The organism is Candidatus Electronema sp. JM (genome assembly GCF_048287415.1).
Taxonomy (GTDB): Bacteria; Desulfobacterota; Desulfobulbia; order Desulfobulbales; family Desulfobulbaceae; genus Electronema.
This window is the reverse complement of sequence record NZ_JBLWEN010000030.1, coordinates 1-16,483: the sequence shown is the minus strand read 5'-3', so window position 1 is coordinate 16,483 and position 16,483 is coordinate 1. Positions and strand designations below refer to the sequence as shown.

Sequence of the window (16,483 nt, the reverse complement as noted above, 5' to 3'; positions counted from 1 at the left end):
ACAGCAGATGATGTTCAGCTCGCAAGGAGAGCAGCAACATGGCAGAAGGTACAGTGAAGTGGTTTAACGATGCCAAAGGCTTCGGTTTCATTCAGCAGGACGGCGGAGCAGATGTGTTCGTCCATCATTCCGCGATCAAAGCGGATGGTTTCAAATCCCTCCAAGAGGGCGCGCGCGTCTCTTTTGACGTGGTCAACGGCCCGAAAGGTCTGGCCGCAGAGAATGTCGTTCAGAAGAAGTAAGAACTGAACCGGGCAGTGCCGACAAGACCCCGTGCAGGCTGCGGGGTCTTTTTTTTTGATTACTTTCCTGAAGGAGCATTTCTTTTGGCCAAGACAAACTATTCCTTTGAAAAACGCCAGCGGGAACTGGCAAAAAAGAAGAAACAGGAAGAGAAGCAGCAGCAGAAGCTGGTAAAAAAACAAAAAACAGATGACGGCAGGGAGGACGCTGCCGGGCAGGACGAGCCGCCGTCCGGCGAATAACTGCGCCTGCGGCCCTTCCGGCGGAGGCCAGATGCTGCATCCGGCCTTCCCTCCTCCCTCCCCGCAGCTCCATTTTTCTCTATTTTCCCTTATTTATTCGCACCGCCATGATCACTGCAACCAATATCGGTCTTTCCTACGGCAAAAGAGTCATTTTCAAAGAAGTGAACATCAAGTTCACTCCCGGCAACTGCTACGGCCTGATCGGGGCCAACGGCGCGGGCAAATCCACCTTTCTGAAAATTCTTTCCGGCGAGATTGAGCCGCAGCAGGGGCAGATTTTGATTGAGCCCGGCAAGCGCCTTGCCGTGCTCCGCCAGGACCAGTTCGCCTTTGATGAGCACAAGGTCATTGACACCGTAATCATGGGGCATCAGAAGCTCTACGAGGTGATGGCCGAGCGCGAGAAAATCTACGCTAAGACCGAATTCACCGAAGAGGACGGCATCCGCTCCGGCGAGCTGGAAATGCTCTTCGGCGAGATGAACGGCTACGAGGCTGAGGCTGAGGCGGCGGTGCTGCTCAACGGCGTGGGCATCGGCGAGGACTTGCGGCAGAAGAAAATGAAGGAGCTGGAGGGCACGGACAAGGTGCGCGTCCTGCTCGCCCAGGCCCTGTTCGGCAACCCGGACATTCTTCTCTTAGACGAGCCGACCAACCAGCTAGACATAGCCACCATCACTTGGCTGGAGAATTTCCTCACCCGCTTTCAGAACACGGTAATTATTGTCTCGCATGACCGGCATTTCCTCAATCAGGTCTGCACGCACATGGCGGACATTGACTACGGCAAGATTCAGGTCTTTGTCGGCAACTATGATTTCTGGCAGCAGGCCAGCCAGCTGCAAATTCGCCAGAAAGAGACCGAGAATAAAAAGAACAAAGCCAAGGAGCAGGAGCTGAAGGACTTCATCCGCCGCTTCAGCTCCAACGCCTCCAAGGCCAAGCAGGCCACTTCGCGCAAGAAACTGCTGGAGAAGCTGACCATCGAGGACATTCCGATGTCCTCGCGCAAATACCCCTACATTGATTTCAAGCCGGAGCGGCCCAGCGGCGACATCATCTTGGAGATCGAGCATCTGAGCAAGAGCATTGACGGGGTGCAGATGTTCAAGGATTTCAGCCTGAGCGTAGGCAAAGGCGACAAAATCGCTTTTGTCGGCTCCAACGGCTTGGCAAAAACCACGCTCTTCCAGATTCTGGCCGGCGAGCTGGAGCCTGACGAGGGCACGGTGCGCTGGGGAGTGACCATCAGCAAGGCCTATTTCCCCAAGGAAAACAACTCCTACTTCAAAGACACGGACATGAACATCGTCACCTGGCTGCGGCAGTATGCGCCGCCGCAGGAGACCGAGAGCTTTGTCCGCGGCTTCTTAGGGCGTATGCTCTTCTCCGGCGAGGAGGCCCTGAAAAAGGTTTCTGTCCTCTCCGGCGGCGAGCGCGTGCGCTGCATGTTGTCGCGGATGATGCTTTCCGGGGCCAATGTCCTGATGCTCGACGAGCCGACCAACCATCTCGACCTTGAATCCATCACCTCGCTCAACAACGCGCTGACCGCCTACCCGGAAGCGATGCTGTTCTCCTCGCACGACCACCAGCTTGTTTCAACAGTGGCCAACCGGATCATTGAATTCCTGCCTGACCGCATTGCCGACGCGCGGATGAGCTTCGACGACTACCTGACCACCTGCTGCGGCTTGGAGCTGGAGGCAGCCTGAGCAATTTTTTTGCGCAACACGCCGCAGGGGGCGAAGAAATTTTCGCCCCTTGTGATGCTTTGTTGCGCGCTTATTTTTTCCTCTCCTCCTCCCCTCTGTCTTCCTCCTCTTCCGCCACGCCACCCGCACTTGCCTGTTTGACCAAGGCCTTTTTCACCTTGTTCGACAACTCCTTGTCTTTCAGCATGGCCTGCATCAGCTTGTCATCAAAATAAATCTGACTTTGTGACTGGCTGAATTCGCGCAGTTTCCAGACAAACCAGATCAGCGACAGCACCAGCAGGGCCAGCATGACTGCAAACAGCAACCACATCACACCGCTCATAAGTATCCGCCTCCAAATGCTATTTCTTTGGGAATATTCGGCATTCTGAAATTTATTATAGCTGCTTCAGGCAATGTTGTACAGCAGGAAGGAGGTGCTCCATCCTGTCCACCTCAAGTTGACTGAGTAAAAAATATACAGGTATTGCCTGAATTGGATAAAAAATATCCAGCTTTAACAAAGCGAGAAACGTTCTCATTGTCAATAAGGTATTAGCATTTTTTTATTTTCTAATAAATTCAATAGATTGTATCTATTTTAGTGCCACATTTTTAAAAACATCAAAAAACTGGCATGGTTCTGGCATAGAGAGAATTTGTGACAGCAGCGGAGCCTGCTGGGAGCTTTTTTTTTCGCAGCATCAATATGCTGAAGATACGGCATCAGACCGTTTTGTATAAAAAAATCAGGAGGAGCAACATCGTGAAGCAGCAAAACGCATCCAGGAAATTTTTCTATCTGCTGACCGCCGGACTGACCCTGTTCTGCTCGGAAGTTTCGGCGAACGCCTCAGCCGAAGATGTGCATGAGATTGCTGACATCTGCATGTATTCTCAACGTATTCTGAAAGATTACGCGCTGGTCGGCATGGGCGTGACCTATCATGATCCCAAGAAGGATTTGGATGCCAACATCAAGACCGTGGATCAATATTTTGGCACGCTGAAAAGCCACAAGCTGAACGACAAGCTGATGGCCGAGGTGACGGAAGTGGAGAAATCTTGGAGCGCACTTAAGCCCGAACTTGAGAAAGCTCCAGACAAAACAAAGATGAGCGATCTGCGCAAAAAAGTGGAGGCATATACAAGCCGTTGCGAGCAGGTGGCGGATGACTTGGCCAAAGATACCAGCATCAAGGGCGAACATGATGTGGTGCTGGTTGCCGAGCTTGGTTTGGAATCACAGCGGATGGCTGCTCTGTATCTGATGAAAGCGTGGGGTGTCGCAGATGCCAGCTTTGAGCAGGAAGTGACACAAACTACTAATGATACCGAAAAAATTTATCAAGATTTGCTTGCAGCCGACGACAAGCTGGTCTCCAAGGAAATCAAAGAAAAACTGAAGGGAACAGAAAATGATTTCGTTGCCTTCAGTGTGATGACCAAAAGCACATCAGGCCGTTTCATGCCGATGCAGGCGGAAAAAAGTGCCAGCAAAATCTTCGACACACTGCGCGATATCTTGAAGAGCGAAGAAAAAGTGGTGGAAGGAACGGTGTCAGGGTATTTTCTGCCGGTTGCTGATGAGAAAAAGGTGATGAAAGAGAACGAAGAAGTTTCTCAACTACTGCATGTTATGGAGGAGCATGTATGAAAAGCAGAACAGCAGTTGCAGCGGCGGCATTCTGCGCCCTGTATGTCGGCACTGCGTCGGCAAATGTGGATCAGCAGGAGCTGGATATGCTGAAGACAGCCAAGGATGTTGAAATATGCAGCCAGAAAATCGCCAAAGCATATTTTTACAAGCAATTGGACATCCGGGCTGATCAGGCGGACACGGATATGAAGGAGAGCTTGAGCCAGCTTCAATCCAGCATCAAAAAGCTCGCGGCAGGCAGCGGCGACAGCAAGGATGAAAAGAACATCAATAAATTCCTTGCCTACACGCACAGCGAGCTGGACAGCATGTTGAGCAAGCCCTACACGAAGGAAGCTGGTGCGCTGATGATTGACTACAGCGAGTCGCTGCTGGAAGGGGCCAACAACTTGGGCGGAAAGCACAAGGGCAAGGGCGCGGAAGCAGGCATGATCGCCGAAGTGGATCAGCTCCTTTTCCTGCTGGAGCGGGTCAACAAATACTACATCGCCCATAAGGCTGGCTTCAAGGATTACAACAACGTCGTGCAGCTGGAAAAGGCGGTGAAAGATTTTGAGGATGGTCTTGCCAAAATCAACGCTTACTCCAGCTACCCGGAGAATGTTCAGGCCAATGTCCAGAACATCAACAAATTCTGGCCAGTAGCCAAAGAATTTTATCTTGGCGTGCAGGAACAGGCACTGCCGGTGATCGTTCTTGCCTCCACAGACAAGCTGGAGCAGGAGATCAAAGCTCTTGAACGTTTCCATGCGCAAGAAGCGGTGAAATAAACACATTGCCCTCTTGAAGCACAACAAAAGGCGCAACCCTGGTTTGGGTTGCGCCTTTTGTTGTGCTTTGCACCTGAGTTTTTCATGATGCTGCGGGCGTAATCTCAGCCGTGCTCCTCGAAACTTATCGCATAAACAGCAAAATGTTGTAATCTTGAGTTCCAGGCTCTCCTGCGCGTGTATTTACATTCGCAAGGTCACAACTTGGGTTAACTTCACCACACATCATGACTATCTCCATTTTGCCTGTCAACCGGGAGCGGCTCGCCCGCACCTTCATCCGGCTTTGCGAAACCGACAGCCCCTCTGGCGAGGAAGGCCGGATGGCCGCGCTGGTGACAGAGCTGCTTTGCTCATGCGGTGCGCCGCCGCCGTTCGAGGACGATTCCGCTGCGCAGACTGGCTCGCAGTGCGGCAACCTGATGTTCCGCTTTGACGGCGACCCGGCGCGGGAACCGCTGTTTTTCTGCTGCCATCTTGACACGGTGGAGCCGGGGCGCGGCATTAAAGTCATTCGCCAGGGCGACCGCTTCACCAGCAGCGGCGACACCATCCTCGGCAGCGACGACAAATCGGCCATCGCCGCCCTGATTGAAGCATGGCAGGTGCTGCAAGAACATGGGCTGCCTCATGCGCCGCTGGAATTTATCTTCACCACCAGCGAGGAAATCGGCCTGCTGGGCGCGAAAGCCCTTGATCCGGCGCAAGTTCGGGCAAAAATGGGCTACGCCTTGGACAGCAGCGGGTTTGGCCGGGTGCTCATCGGTGCGCCTGCCTCAAACCGCCTCAGCATCCGGGTCAAAGGCGCAGCGGCGCACGCCGGTCTGCACCCGGAAAAAGGCATCAGCGCGGTCATGCTGGCCGCCAAAGCCTTGGCCGCAGCTCCGAGCGGCAGAATTGACCATGAAACCACGGTCAATTTTGGCACCATCCACGGCGGAACCGCCACCAACATTGTGCCGGAGGACGTGCTGATCGAAGGCGAGGTGCGCAGTCATTCTATGGTGAAACTGGAGCGGCTGACACGGGAGATTGAAGCGGCGTTCCGCAGCGTGATTTCGGGCTGGCAGGATATGTCAGGGCAGGCGCAGGGGCGACCGGAACTGGATTTTCAAGCAGTTCTGGATTTCCCAGCAATGAAGCTGGGCATGGAGGATGCGGTGATCCGCCGGATTGCCGACGCGGCAGCCAGCATCAGCATGGAGCTGCGCTACGAGATTGCGGGCGGCGGCAGCGATGCCAACATATTCAACGGCTGCGGCCTGCCGACAGCGATTGTCGCCACCGGCATGACTAATGTCCACTCAACGGCTGAGGAAGTCAGCTTGGAAGACATGAGCCAGCTCACCCGGCTGGTGCTGGCTTTAGCGTTGGCGTGAAAACAGGACAGCTCCTGTCCGCCGTTCCGCAGCGGCAGACAGGAGCTGGATGAAGAGGACTGCGCTCAGAAGGAATATCTGAATGCGGCGTTGATGGAGCTGCTCTTCATGTCGTTCAGGCGGAGCAGGTTGTGGTCATCGCCCAGCTCAATGTCGGAGAGACGCATGTATTCGTAGCCCAAATCAACCGCCATGTTGGAGGCGATGTCATACGCCACGCCTGCGCCGACCTTGTAGGCGAAGGTAGTCTCGCTGTCTTCCGCGCCATTGCTGAAGGAGACATCAGCCTTGCCTGCGCCCAAACCGGCCATGCCATAGATAGACAGCGGGTCGCATTTCGGGCCGACAAGGATGCCGAACGTGGAGACCGGAATATGGTAGAAGCCGTTGAACATCATGCTTCTGACACTCATATCTTCCAATCCCTTGGTGGCGAAATCTGTGGTCTGGGTGGCCAGTTCAGCCTCAGCACGGAAATTGCCGATTTTACGACCGCCAGCAAGGGCCAGACCGTAGCCGGTGTCGGTGTCGGCCTTGAAGCCGTACTCAGCTTTGTCCGCGTCCATCGAGCCGCTCCAGATCATCCGGGCCAAGCCCTTGACGTACCACGGATTGTACTCGGCACCGTGCTTGCGGCTTTTCAGAGCGTTGATCTCGTTGTCATGCTGATCAAGCCGGGCGGAGTTGGCTCTAATATGCTCATCCTGCTGGGCCTGTCCAGCCTCCAAGGCATTGATTTGCGAATCCTGACGGCCCTGATCAGCTTGCAGCGCATTGATTTGCTCGTCCTGACGCGCCTGGCTGGAGTTCAGCCCGTTGATCTGCTCATCTTGACGGGCTTGGCTGGAGTTCAGCGAGTCAATCTGATCCTGACAGTCGCCCGAACAGCCCTGAGATGCCGCCGGCCCCTTGACTGGCTTATATTTGGAGCCGGCAAGACTGTATCCTGCGGCCCCGAACAGCAGGACAGATGCCGCAGCTGCGCTCAGTATTTTTTTCATCTTTTCCCCTTTATGTGTGTTCTGGTTGCTCTGTCGTTGCCGAACCGCTTTCAGCACAGAATTTTTTTCCTAACTAATGATAATGAGATGACGGCGCAAAAGCAAGAAAAATAGTGCTGGTGCAATTTTCTGCACCCAATAGTTGTCTTTTGATTTTGCGGATAATTTCTCCGTAAAAGCAGTGAAGTTCATCCTGCTGTCCGCAGCGGAAAACAATTTTTAATACTGCTCTGCCTCCCGGAGAGAGCCGCCTGTAGCAAAAGCAGAGAATCTTCTTGATGCAGCTCAAGAATTCCTGTTTCCCTCGCAGGCAATATCAGGTAAACTTCCGCAACAACAACGCAGTAGGAGAACGCATAACATTGTGAGAAAGGGGGAGGAATATGCTGACCGTAAGCACAACAGCCCTGGCTGCCATAAAAGAGCATCTGCGCGAGCATGGTTTTGCTGCCGCAGTCCGCATCACCATGATGGGTGGGAGCTGCGTTGGTGAAAATCTGCGCTTCACGCTGGACGAAGCGCAGGCCGACGACCTGATCTTTATCTTTGACCGCGTCACCTTTCTGATTAACCGCGATTTATCGGTGCGCTGCGGGGTCATTCAGGTGGATTTCGCCGCCGAATATGACCATTGCCCATGCAGCGGGCGCAACGGCGGCTTCAGCATCAGCAGCGAGCGGCATTCCTTCCGCTGCTGCGCCCATTCCTTGCAGACCGGCGGCGCAGGCTGCTGGAATTCCTGCCCTGCCGACTGCTCAGGCCGCCTTGCGGAGGCCAGCACCGAATTCAGACAGCCCTGTTTTTCCGCTTGACATTGCTGCGAAGCAATGGAATGCTGATCATGGCAGTACAATGTGAGCTTCTTCGTATCCCGCGATACGCAGAACGTATCCTCACCATACGTTCAACGTATCCGGCGATAGGAAAAACGTATGGCAGGGATACGTTCAACGATACCTTACTATACGTTCATCGTATCCCGTGATACGAAAAATGCTGCTCTCGGCTATGACCAGCGCATGACCGGCAGCGTTCCGCAGCACAATTCAGCCTCAGGAGGCCGAAGATGCCTGACAATCCGAACAACCCCAATCCTCCAAACAATCCGCATCATGTGCCGACCTTGGCGGACAAGCAGATTGACCTGTCGGCGTTTCAGCTCGTTGACTTTGATCAGGAGGAAATCCGCAATCTGCCCAAGCCGCGCACAGATTTTGCGGAGATCGCCCGCCAGACGCTGGCCCTGTATCCTGATTTCGAGGCCGCGCTGAAGCTGACTGCCGCAGATTTTGACCCGGACAAAGTCGCGGAGCACCTTGAGCTGGCCGATCAGCTTCAGCCGTACTCCGACTGGCTGGAGCGGCGGGCCGAGCAGGTGCGAGAAACCCGCATGGCGCATCTTGCTGAAGCCTATCGGCCTGTTCTGAAACTGTATCAGCGGATTCAGGCGGCAGCGGAATTCGATCCGCAGGTGGGCTACGCCTTCGCCTTCTTGGCCGATCACTTCGGCGCAGGCAAAAAGAAAAGCAAGAAGGAGTGAGAGCGGCCAGCGGCTCCGCACGAACACCGCGCAGAGGCGGATTTTCTCGTCCGCCTTTGCTTTTTTCCGCATAATCAATACATCAGGGAGGAACAGGAATGAAAGTTGGCATCATCGGTTTTGGAAAAACAGGCAAGGCAGTCGCTTCCGTGCTGCTTGAATCCAAACAAACCAAACTGCAATGGGTGGTGCGCCGCTCCAGACGGCTTGAACACCGCTCCGTTCCTGAATTCCTCGGTGTTGAATCTGACGAGCCGGGCTGTATTCACTCCAAAGAAGAGTTCTCCGCTGAGGAACTGTTCAGCAAATTCCCGGTTGATGCGGTGATTGACTTCTCTTCAGAGAGCGGCATTGAGTATTACGGGGATGCGGCTGCGGATTATGGCGTGACCATAGTCAGCGCAATCTCCAATTATTCCAAAGCGACGCTGCGGCGGCTGCATAAATTGTCGAAACGGACTGTGGTGATGCACTCGCCCAATATCACAGTCGGCATCAACTTTCTGCTCATCGCGGCGAAAATCTTGAAAACCATCGCTCCATACACGGATATTGAGATCATGGAGGAGCATTTCAAGATGAAAAAGGAGGTTTCAGGCACAGCTAAAATCATTGCCCGGACACTCGGCATGGAAGAGGACAGCATCAAGTCTGTCCGAGCTGGAGGCATTATCGGTGTGCATGAAATTCTGTTCGGTTTTCCGTATCAGACCGTTCGTCTGAAGCATGAGTCCATCACCCGCGAGGCATTCGGCAACGGCATTCTCTTCGCTGTTGAGAATCTGAAAGGCAAGCCGAAAGGCTTCTACAGCATGGAAGATCTGCTCCTGCCGTACTTCAAACTGCAAGGTGGCACCTCAGGCTGGGCGGAAGGATAGAGCTGGCCGCAGCCGGGAGCGGCTGTTCCGAAAGACCGTTCCGGCTGGCCGCTGAACAGCACTTGACCGCTGTTCAGCGGTGCTTCGGCATCTGCTGTCCTTTTCTCTTTCTCCTCAGCCTGTTCCTGCTTGACAACGCTGCGCCCAGCCATTACATCTTTCTTCATCAGCACTGCGCTTCCTCGCCTGCCCAGTGCCACAAACCGGGCGGAGCATCACTTCATCTGCGGAAAAATACTATGAGACCTTCAACGCGGTTCATTGGTTCGGCCTTCTGCCTGCTGCTGGCCTTGGCTGGCTGCAAAGGGGAGCAGGAGCGCAAGCTGCTGCCTGCTGCCGATCAAGGCAAAACAGTCAAGGCGGCCATTGCTGAGGCCCAGATGACGGATGAGCCGGTTGTTCATGAAGCGGTGGGCACGGTGCGGGCTGAGGCCACTGGCGTGATCGCCGCCCGCACCACCGGCATGGTCAATGAGCTGAAGGTGCGCGAGGGCGACCGCGTCAAGCAGGGCGATTTGTTGTTGATCATTGGTGATTCGCAACTGAGCGACCGCATCAGGCAGGCTGAGGCCGCAGTGCGCGAGGCCAAGGAAGGCTTGCAGTCAGCCAGCGCGGCCAAAGAAGCGGCGGCGGCGCGTTCGGATATAGCCGACACCACGCTGCGGCGGCAGAAGGACTTAGCCGCGAAGAACATCGGTGTGCAGCAGAACTTGGATCAGGCTGCTGCGGCCCAGCGTGAGGCGAACGCCTCGCAGGCGCAGGCAGCCAAGGGTATTGAGGCAGCAGCGGCGCGGCTTGCTCAAGCTGAGGCAGCGGCCCGCATCGTCAAAGCGGACAGCGGCGTATCGGCTCCGTATGACGGCATCGTCACTGCCCGGCTGATTCAGGCAGGCTCGCTGGCCAATCCCGGCACACCGCTGCTCACCATTGAGAAAACGCAGGCCTTCCGGGCTGATGTGAGCGTGCCGGACAGTCTGGCAGGCAAGGTCAAGGCGGGTGATGAGCTGCGCGTGGCGGTTCCTGATGCCGCGCCAGAGCCGTTTGCGGCCAAGGTGCTGGCGGTGGAGCCGACCGCTGACCCGAAAACGCGCACCTTCATCATTCAGGTCAAGCTGCCGGAAATGGAGGGCCTGCGCTCCGGCCTTTTTGTCCGCGCCTATATCCCCACTGGCACCGCCAAGAGCATTTGTGCGCCAGAAACCGCCCTTGTCCGCTACGGCCAGCTCACCGGCCTGTTTGTGCTGGACAAAGACAGCCGCGCCCGCTTCCGTCTCGTGCGCCCCGGCGCAACAAGCGAGGGCAAAGCCGACATTCTTTCCGGTCTTCAGGCGGGTGAACGCTTTGTTGTCCAGCCTAAACCTGAGCTGGCTGACGGCGATCTGGTCGAGGTTGCGCCATGATGGACGGAGCGGCATGATGCAAGCCTACGCATATAACCTGACCGTGCAGCAGCGAGGGACGCTAACCCTGAGCAATCTTCCCTTCAATGCCGGAGAGGAGCTGGAAGTCATCATCATTCCCCGTGCCAAGCGTGCGCAGCAGGACAACGAACGCTATCCGTTCTGGGGCAAGCCCGTCACCTATCTTGATCCCACGGAACCGCTGCCGGAGATGGACTGGGAGGTGTATCAGTGATCATCCTGGACACCCACATCTGGGTCTGGTGGATTCATCGTGAACCTCGGCTGACCGACCGAATGCGGGAACAGATTCAAGCGCATGAAGAGCATGGACTGGGAGTCAGCATCTTCTCCTGCTGGGAGGTGGCAAAACTTGTCGAGATCAAGAAACTGTCCCTTCATTGCCCGCTGGAAGAGTGGTTCGACACCGCCCTTGCCTATCCGGGCATTCAGCTGCTCGATCTGAGCAAAGAAATCCTCGTTGAATCCACCCGACTGCCGGGAGCATTCCACCGCGACCCGGCAGATCAAATCATTGTCGCCACCGCCCGTATTCATGACTGCCCGCTGCTGACCGCAGACAGTAAAATTCTGCACTACCCACACGTCAAGCTGCTATTATGAGCCGCCACATTGGCCCTTCCGGCAAGATTGCCGCCTTTTTTATCGAATCGAAGCTCACCCCGCTGATCATCATCGCCTCGCTGCTGCTTGGCTTGGGCGCGGTGCTGGCCCTGCCGCGCGAGGAGGAGCCGCAGATTATTGTGCCGATGATTGACATCATGGTCGGAATGCCGGGCGCAGGCAGCCGGGAGATTGAAACTCGCGTGACCAAGCCGATGGAGAAGCTGCTTTGGGAGATTCCGGGCGTGGAGTACATCTATTCCACGTCGAGTCCGGGCATGTCTATGGCTATCGTCCGCTTCAAGGTTGGCGAGAACGAGGAGAACGCCATCGTCCGGCTCCAGTCCAAGCTGCGCTCCAACTATGATTTGATTCCGCCCAATGTCACCGAGCCGCTGATCAAGCCGCGCTCGATTGACGATGTGCCGATTCTTGCTCTCACGCTGCACGGCAAGCAAGCTGATCATATAACCCTGCGCCGCATCGCGGCTGAGGTGGAGGACGCAGTCAAGCAGGAGCCGGATGTTTCCGCCACTGGGCTGATCGGCGGCGAGAAGCGGACGGTGGAGGTGCGCCTTGATCCGGCCCGAACAGCGGCGCGGGGCTTGGATTTCAACCGGGTGGCTGATGCGCTCATTCAGGCCAACTATGAAGCTGATGCCGCGTCCTTTCCCTCGCCTGCTGACGGCCAGGTGAAGGTGCATGTGGGCGGCTTTCTCCGCGATGTGCGCGAGGTGGAAGGGCTGGTGGTGGGTGTGCAGAATGGCAGGCCGGTCTTTCTCCGCGATGTGGCGGCGGTGGCGGAAGGCAACGAGACACCCTCGCAGCATGTGTTCTTCGGCAGCGGGCCAGCAGCAGCCAAGCCGGTTGCAGGCTTGGAAGCGGCAGTGACCTTGACGGTTGCCAAGCGCAAAGGTGCCAATGCCATCAGCGTGGCCGAGAAGGTGCTGCACCGGGTGGAGTCGCTCAAAGGCCGCGTCATTCCTGCGGATGTCACGGTCAGCATCACCCGGCATTATGGCGAAACGGCCAAGGAGAAGTCGGACGAGCTGCTCCTGCACATGGGCATTGCCATCGTCAGCGTCACTATCCTGATTTGGCTGACCTTGGGCCTGCGCGAGTCCGGCGTGGTCGCGCTCGCCATACCGGTGACCCTGGCCCTCACGCTCACCGTCTTCTATCTCTACGGCTACACGCTGAACCGCATCACCTTGTTTGCCCTCATCTTCTCCATCGGCATCTTGGTGGATGACGCGATAGTGGTGGTGGAAAACATGGTGCGGCACTTCCGCCTGCCAGAGAACGCTGACCGCCCGCGCCTGAGCGTGGCGGTGGAGGCGGTGGACGAGGTAGGCAATCCGACCATCCTTGCCACCATGACGGTCATTGCCGCCATCCTGCCGATGGCCTTTGTCGGCGGCCTGATGGGGCCGTACATGCGGCCCATTCCGATTGGCGCGACCGCAGCGATGGTCTTTTCTCTGCTCATCGCCTTCATTGTCACACCTTGGGCCAGCCTGCGCCTGATCAAGTCTGGCGGCAAGGGCCACGAGCACGGCAAGGAAGACCTGATGACGCGGCTCTACCGCCGGGTCATGGGCGGCATACTCCACAACGGCCTGCTGCGCATGTTCTTCCTGCTCGGCGTGGCGGCTCTGCTGGCCGCATCGTGCTGGCTCGTGGCCGCGCAGTTGGTCAAGGTGAAGATGCTGCCCTTTGACAACAAGAGCGAGTTCCAAGTCATCCTCGACATGCCGGAAACCGCCACCCTTGAGGAGACAGCGGCGGTGGCCTTTGAGATGGGCCGCAAGCTCGCCACTGTGCCGGAGGTGACGGATTATCAGGTCTATGCAGGCACGGCTTCCCCGCACAACTTCAATGGCCTGGTGCGGCATTATTATCTGCGCCAAGGCGCAAACGTGGCGGATATTCAGGTCAATTTGGCGGGCAAAGGCGAGCGGAAAGAGCAGAGCCACGAGATCGCCAAGCGGGTGCGGCCCCTGCTGACTGAGATTGCCGTCCGCCACAAAGCCCGCGTCAAGGTGGCGGAAGTGCCGCCTGGCCCGCCGGTGCTGTCAACGCTGGTGGCTGAGGTCTATGGCCCGGACTATCAACGGCAGAAAGAGCTGGCCCTGCGCATCCGCGAGGTCTTTGAGAAAACTGAGGGCGTGGTGGATGTGGACTGGTACATGGAGGAAGGCCAGACGCAATACAACTTCGAAGTGGATCGGGAGAAAGCGGCCCTGAACGGCATCAGTGTGCAGCAGGCGGCCTCGGCTCTTGCCTTAGTCACCGAAGGCAAACAGGTGGGCCTGCTCCACGATCCGCCAGAGAAAGAGGACGTGGACATCATCCTGCGCGCTCCCTTTGCCCAACGCGCTGGCATAGAGCGGCTGCAAGAGGTGCAGCTCACGGCAGCGGACGGCTCGCTGGTGCCCTTAGCCAGTCTGGTGCGGGCCAAGAAGGGCGAGGCCGAGCAGAGCGTCTATCATAAAAACCTGATGCCGGTGGTGTATGTCACCGGCGACGTGGCCGGGGCCAAGGAAAGCCCGGTCTATGCCATCTTGGAGATGCAGAAGAAGATTGCCGAGCTGAAGCTGCCGGAGGGCTACACGATTGAGCAGCACACCGCCGGGCTGCCTGCCAGCACCGAGCGGTTCGCCATGAAATGGGACGGCGAGTGGCACATCACCTACGAGGTCTTCCGCGATTTGGGCCTGGCCTTTGCTGTGGTGCTCCTGCTGATCTTCGTGCTGGTCGTGGGCTGGTTTCAGTCCTTCACCACGCCCTTCACGATCATGACCGCCATTCCCTTCTCGCTGATCGGCATATTGCCTGCGCACATGGGGATGAACGCCTTCTTCACCGCCACATCGATGATCGGCTTCATTGCCGGAGCAGGCATTGTCGTGCGCAACTCCATCATTCTGGTGGATTTCATCGAGCTGCGCTTGAGTGAAGGAATGCCGCTTGATCAGGCGGTGATTGACGCGGGCGCAGTGCGCTTCCGGCCCATGCTGCTGACTGCGGCGGCTGTAGTGGTCGGCGCCTCGGTCATCCTCTTTGACCCCATCTTCCAAGGCTTGGCCATCTCGCTGATGGCAGGCGAAGTGGCTTCGCTGCTTTTTTCACGGATGACCGTGCCGGTTCTGTATTTCTTGGAGAAGCGGTGGGAGAGGGGGCACGTTACGGCGTGACGTTGAACATCTTGCAGAAAAGATGCCGCGCATTCTGCAAGATGTTCATTCGGCATCAACTCAGCTTGGCAGTTGAGCAGCACCAATACGTTAAAGCATTTGCTCAATTAGTACTTTTATTTTCTTAAGGATGGCGACTATTTGTATGAGTTCATCTTCTTTTGTCGCGTCATACGCCACAACTCTCGCCATATACTTTGCCATCAAGCGCGATAAAGTACCAATGCCGCCCGACAACATACACGCCATAGACAGGATACGGCTGCGTGTTTGCAGCTTGGGCGGCGACCATTTCATGTTAACATCTTAGAACTTACGCGAAACGCATCTGGATGGCTGGTGATTTGAGTTGCCGCCTCAAATAATCAGACAGCAGACCATGCTTGAGACGATAAACTGTCTGCCGTGTCTCCTTGGCAAATTGTATGAGGCGGATCCGCACCGGCATTGCGCAGGCAATATGATTGCGGACAGTCCTGGCTTTGCGGCATTGGCATCCTTCCAAGCCGGCACGCTGTCTGGTCTCCCGATGAAACTGCCCGGCCTTCCATCGGAAGCCGCGCGCCTCCCGCACAGCCTGCGCGGTGCCTTGCTCCATGTCATTTGTGCTCGATGGCGCATGTCTGACAACATCCCGCTTTCCTTCCCTTCATGTCTTTCAGAATTCTGGTTTTGCGTAAGTCCTATTTCTGTTATTGCTGGCCTGTAAAAATAACACAGGAGCGCTGCGAAAAAACAGCCGGCATATTTCCGCGTCAGAGAGGAAATGTCACATTTGACAACCTCACGATGTTGAACGCAATATTTTATATTTTTGAACATCGGTGCAAATGAAGAGGACTTCCAAGCAATTTCGGCAATTGGTTCAGCATCTGCGCCCGCATGAGCCGATGGAGCAAAAACGGCGTGCTTGACCGAATTTTCGCACGGCTACAGCAGGAGCAGATGATATGTACCTAATGTGCAACTCCTAAAAAAGATGCCCGATCCATGTGGCGCATCCTGTAGGATATCGGTATCTAAGCCATATTCAAAAGGAGTGCGCCAATGGATCGAGACAGTTTTGTTATCGCTGTATTTCTGCTTGGTTGTGAACAATACGGTGTCATCAGGCAGCAATATCGGCTGCGTCGCGGCGGCTTTGAGCCTGCCTTGACAGATGAAGAAGTCATCACCATGGAAATCTGCGGCGAGTATTTCAAAATCGAATGTGACAAGGATATCTTTGCATATTTTCACACGCATCATCTGCACTTCTTCCCGAAATTTACTGACCGGTCTTTGTTTGTCCGCCAAGCTGCGAATTTATGGCAAGTCAAAGCAGCTGTTCAAAAACATTTAACAATAATCTCTGGACAGTCCAATGAATCATATTCAGGTAATTGATACCGTTCCATTGCCTGTTTGTGTCCTCACTCGAGCTAGACGAGACCATTATTTTCCAGCAGAGGCTGATTTTGGATACTGCGCTGCTAAAGATATGCACTGCTGCTGATTTAAATTAGGTTTGCGCATCTCACGACTTGCGCATGATCACGCATTATCCATTGCTGCCGGCACGTCAGCACGATATTCAAAGTATAGACACCTTGCCGGATGGATTCCAAGGAGAAGCTCCAGCAGATAAAGAGTTTATTGATGAGCATAGACATTCTCTCTTGTTGGAGCGTCACAAAATTCTTGTTGTCACTCCTCCACGAAAGAATATGAAAACTGCGCTGCCTGAACCTCTTGTCCAATCCTGCAAACGTATCAGAAAGCGTATCGAAACCGCAGGATCACATCTGACAAAACGTTTCAAAACAGACCAGATTCGCGCACACGATCTTTGGCATTTCCAGCACCGTTT

Annotated in this window: 19 protein-coding genes and 1 pseudogene; 15 read left to right on the top strand and 5 right to left on the bottom strand. The window is 55.5% G+C overall.

The window, feature by feature from the left end; translation table 11 throughout:
- Window positions 1-38: 38 nt before the first annotated feature.
- The 3 genes from ACNKH6_RS06375 (at window position 39) to ACNKH6_RS06365 (ending at window position 2,203) form a co-directional block, all read left to right on the top strand.
- Window positions 39-242 (top strand): cold-shock protein, encoded by a 204-nt coding sequence (locus tag ACNKH6_RS06375; RefSeq protein ID WP_417914713.1) that lies wholly within the window; start codon window positions 39-41, stop codon window positions 240-242.
- 84 nt (window positions 243-326) lie between these two features.
- Window positions 327-485, top strand: a complete 159-nt coding sequence (locus ACNKH6_RS06370) for a hypothetical protein (RefSeq protein ID WP_417914712.1) — start codon at window positions 327-329, stop codon at window positions 483-485.
- Window positions 486-592: 107 nt separating this feature from the next.
- Window positions 593-2,203 (top strand): ABC-F family ATP-binding cassette domain-containing protein, encoded by a 1,611-nt coding sequence (locus ACNKH6_RS06365; protein ID WP_417914711.1) that lies wholly within the window; start codon window positions 593-595, stop codon window positions 2,201-2,203.
- 70 nt (window positions 2,204-2,273) lie between these two features.
- Here ACNKH6_RS06365 and ACNKH6_RS06360 read toward each other — a convergent pair whose 3' ends face one another.
- Window positions 2,274-2,528, bottom strand: coding sequence for a hypothetical protein (locus ACNKH6_RS06360; RefSeq protein ID WP_417914710.1), 255 nt, complete (start codon window positions 2,526-2,528; stop codon window positions 2,274-2,276).
- A gap of 423 nt (window positions 2,529-2,951) precedes the next feature.
- Here ACNKH6_RS06360 and ACNKH6_RS06355 point away from each other — a divergent pair, with 423 nt between their 5' ends.
- From ACNKH6_RS06355 to ACNKH6_RS06345, 3 genes are all read left to right on the top strand, one after another.
- Complete coding sequence (locus ACNKH6_RS06355; RefSeq protein WP_417914709.1) at window positions 2,952-3,842, top strand: hypothetical protein; 891 nt, start codon at window positions 2,952-2,954, stop codon at window positions 3,840-3,842.
- Window positions 3,839-4,615 carry a hypothetical protein gene (locus tag ACNKH6_RS06350; RefSeq protein ID WP_417914708.1) on the top strand — a complete coding sequence of 259 codons (777 nt, stop codon included), beginning with the start codon at window positions 3,839-3,841 and terminating at the stop codon, window positions 4,613-4,615. The genes ACNKH6_RS06355 and ACNKH6_RS06350 overlap by 4 nt, the downstream gene beginning before the upstream one ends.
- 227 nt (window positions 4,616-4,842) lie before the next feature.
- On the top strand, window positions 4,843-5,994 hold the full coding sequence (locus ACNKH6_RS06345; protein WP_417914707.1) for a M20/M25/M40 family metallo-hydrolase: 1,152 nt from the start codon (window positions 4,843-4,845) through the stop codon (window positions 5,992-5,994).
- 65 nt (window positions 5,995-6,059) lie between these two features.
- Here ACNKH6_RS06345 and ACNKH6_RS06340 read toward each other — a convergent pair whose 3' ends face one another.
- The gene (locus tag ACNKH6_RS06340) at window positions 6,060-6,995 is read right to left on the bottom strand and encodes an outer membrane beta-barrel protein (RefSeq protein WP_417914706.1); all 936 of its coding nucleotides are present in this window, start codon (window positions 6,993-6,995) and stop codon (window positions 6,060-6,062) included.
- 383 nt (window positions 6,996-7,378) lie between these two features.
- Between ACNKH6_RS06340 and ACNKH6_RS06335 the strand changes: the two genes are divergently transcribed.
- From ACNKH6_RS06335 to ACNKH6_RS06325, 3 genes are all read left to right on the top strand, one after another.
- Window positions 7,379-7,807, top strand: coding sequence for a hypothetical protein (locus tag ACNKH6_RS06335; RefSeq protein ID WP_417914705.1), 429 nt, complete (start codon window positions 7,379-7,381; stop codon window positions 7,805-7,807).
- Window positions 7,808-8,061: 254 nt separating this feature from the next.
- The gene (locus tag ACNKH6_RS06330; RefSeq protein WP_417914704.1) at window positions 8,062-8,535 is read left to right on the top strand and encodes a hypothetical protein; all 474 of its coding nucleotides are present in this window, start codon (window positions 8,062-8,064) and stop codon (window positions 8,533-8,535) included.
- A 98-nt stretch (window positions 8,536-8,633) separates the two neighbouring features.
- Window positions 8,634-9,413, top strand: coding sequence for a 4-hydroxy-tetrahydrodipicolinate reductase (locus tag ACNKH6_RS06325; protein ID WP_417914703.1), 780 nt, complete (start codon window positions 8,634-8,636; stop codon window positions 9,411-9,413).
- Here the strand turns inward: ACNKH6_RS06325 and ACNKH6_RS06320 are convergent.
- Window positions 9,341-9,580, bottom strand: coding sequence for a hypothetical protein (locus ACNKH6_RS06320; protein ID WP_417914702.1), 240 nt, complete (start codon window positions 9,578-9,580; stop codon window positions 9,341-9,343). The genes ACNKH6_RS06325 and ACNKH6_RS06320 overlap by 73 nt on opposite strands.
- A gap of 72 nt (window positions 9,581-9,652) precedes the next feature.
- Between ACNKH6_RS06320 and ACNKH6_RS06315 the strand changes: the two genes are divergently transcribed.
- The 4 genes from ACNKH6_RS06315 to ACNKH6_RS06300 are packed head-to-tail and all read left to right on the top strand — an operon-like array spanning window position 9,653 to window position 14,634.
- Window positions 9,653-10,813 (top strand): efflux RND transporter periplasmic adaptor subunit, encoded by a 1,161-nt coding sequence (locus ACNKH6_RS06315; RefSeq protein ID WP_417914701.1) that lies wholly within the window; start codon window positions 9,653-9,655, stop codon window positions 10,811-10,813.
- A gap of 13 nt (window positions 10,814-10,826) precedes the next feature.
- Entirely contained in the window at window positions 10,827-11,048 is a 222-nt protein-coding gene (locus ACNKH6_RS06310; RefSeq protein ID WP_417914700.1) for a hypothetical protein, read from the top strand.
- On the top strand, window positions 11,045-11,437 hold the full coding sequence (locus ACNKH6_RS06305; RefSeq protein ID WP_417914699.1) for a type II toxin-antitoxin system VapC family toxin: 393 nt from the start codon (window positions 11,045-11,047) through the stop codon (window positions 11,435-11,437). Before ACNKH6_RS06310 ends, ACNKH6_RS06305 begins: the two co-directional genes overlap by 4 nt.
- Window positions 11,434-14,634, top strand: a complete 3,201-nt coding sequence (locus ACNKH6_RS06300; protein WP_417914698.1) for an efflux RND transporter permease subunit — start codon at window positions 11,434-11,436, stop codon at window positions 14,632-14,634. Before ACNKH6_RS06305 ends, ACNKH6_RS06300 begins: the two co-directional genes overlap by 4 nt.
- Window positions 14,635-14,724: 90 nt before the next feature.
- Here the strand turns inward: ACNKH6_RS06300 and ACNKH6_RS06295 are convergent, their stop codons facing one another.
- Complete coding sequence (locus tag ACNKH6_RS06295; RefSeq protein WP_417914697.1) at window positions 14,725-14,931, bottom strand: hypothetical protein; 207 nt, start codon at window positions 14,929-14,931, stop codon at window positions 14,725-14,727.
- 16 nt (window positions 14,932-14,947) lie between these two features.
- Window positions 14,948-15,232, bottom strand: a complete 285-nt coding sequence (locus ACNKH6_RS06290) for a hypothetical protein (protein ID WP_417914696.1) — start codon at window positions 15,230-15,232, stop codon at window positions 14,948-14,950.
- A 449-nt stretch (window positions 15,233-15,681) separates the two neighbouring features.
- Here ACNKH6_RS06290 and ACNKH6_RS06285 point away from each other — a divergent pair, with 449 nt between their 5' ends.
- Both ACNKH6_RS06285 and ACNKH6_RS06280 read left to right on the top strand, forming a co-directional pair.
- Window positions 15,682-16,020, top strand: coding sequence for a hypothetical protein (locus tag ACNKH6_RS06285; protein ID WP_417914695.1), 339 nt, complete (start codon window positions 15,682-15,684; stop codon window positions 16,018-16,020).
- A gap of 143 nt (window positions 16,021-16,163) precedes the next feature.
- Window positions 16,164-16,483: pseudogene (locus ACNKH6_RS06280) on the top strand (hypothetical protein); the annotation flags it as partial.

Excerpts from the sequence above, each read along its gene's own strand:
- ACNKH6_RS06325 (WP_417914703.1), top strand. The coding sequence starts at position 8,634 with ATGAAAGTTGGCATCATCGGTTTTGGAAAAACAGGCAAGGCAGTCGCT.
- ACNKH6_RS06315 (WP_417914701.1), top strand. The coding sequence starts at position 9,653 with ATGAGACCTTCAACGCGGTTCATTGGTTCGGCCTTCTGCCTGCTGCTG.
- ACNKH6_RS06350 (WP_417914708.1), top strand. The coding sequence starts at position 3,839 with ATGAAAAGCAGAACAGCAGTTGCAGCGGCGGCATTCTGCGCCCTGTAT.
- ACNKH6_RS06335 (WP_417914705.1), top strand. The coding sequence starts at position 7,379 with ATGCTGACCGTAAGCACAACAGCCCTGGCTGCCATAAAAGAGCATCTG.
- ACNKH6_RS06285 (WP_417914695.1), top strand. The coding sequence starts at position 15,682 with ATGGATCGAGACAGTTTTGTTATCGCTGTATTTCTGCTTGGTTGTGAA.
- ACNKH6_RS06310 (WP_417914700.1), top strand. The coding sequence starts at position 10,827 with ATGATGCAAGCCTACGCATATAACCTGACCGTGCAGCAGCGAGGGACG.
- ACNKH6_RS06345 (WP_417914707.1), top strand. The coding sequence starts at position 4,843 with ATGACTATCTCCATTTTGCCTGTCAACCGGGAGCGGCTCGCCCGCACC.
- ACNKH6_RS06340 (WP_417914706.1), bottom strand. The coding sequence starts at position 6,995 with ATGAAAAAAATACTGAGCGCAGCTGCGGCATCTGTCCTGCTGTTCGGG.
- ACNKH6_RS06375 (WP_417914713.1), top strand. The coding sequence starts at position 39 with ATGGCAGAAGGTACAGTGAAGTGGTTTAACGATGCCAAAGGCTTCGGT.
- ACNKH6_RS06365 (WP_417914711.1), top strand. The coding sequence starts at position 593 with ATGATCACTGCAACCAATATCGGTCTTTCCTACGGCAAAAGAGTCATT.
- ACNKH6_RS06330 (WP_417914704.1), top strand. The coding sequence starts at position 8,062 with ATGCCTGACAATCCGAACAACCCCAATCCTCCAAACAATCCGCATCAT.
- ACNKH6_RS06295 (WP_417914697.1), bottom strand. The coding sequence starts at position 14,931 with ATGAAATGGTCGCCGCCCAAGCTGCAAACACGCAGCCGTATCCTGTCT.
- ACNKH6_RS06290 (WP_417914696.1), bottom strand. The coding sequence starts at position 15,232 with ATGGAGCAAGGCACCGCGCAGGCTGTGCGGGAGGCGCGCGGCTTCCGA.
- ACNKH6_RS06320 (WP_417914702.1), bottom strand. The coding sequence starts at position 9,580 with ATGAAGAAAGATGTAATGGCTGGGCGCAGCGTTGTCAAGCAGGAACAG.
- ACNKH6_RS06360 (WP_417914710.1), bottom strand. The coding sequence starts at position 2,528 with ATGAGCGGTGTGATGTGGTTGCTGTTTGCAGTCATGCTGGCCCTGCTG.
- ACNKH6_RS06300 (WP_417914698.1), top strand. The coding sequence starts at position 11,434 with ATGAGCCGCCACATTGGCCCTTCCGGCAAGATTGCCGCCTTTTTTATC.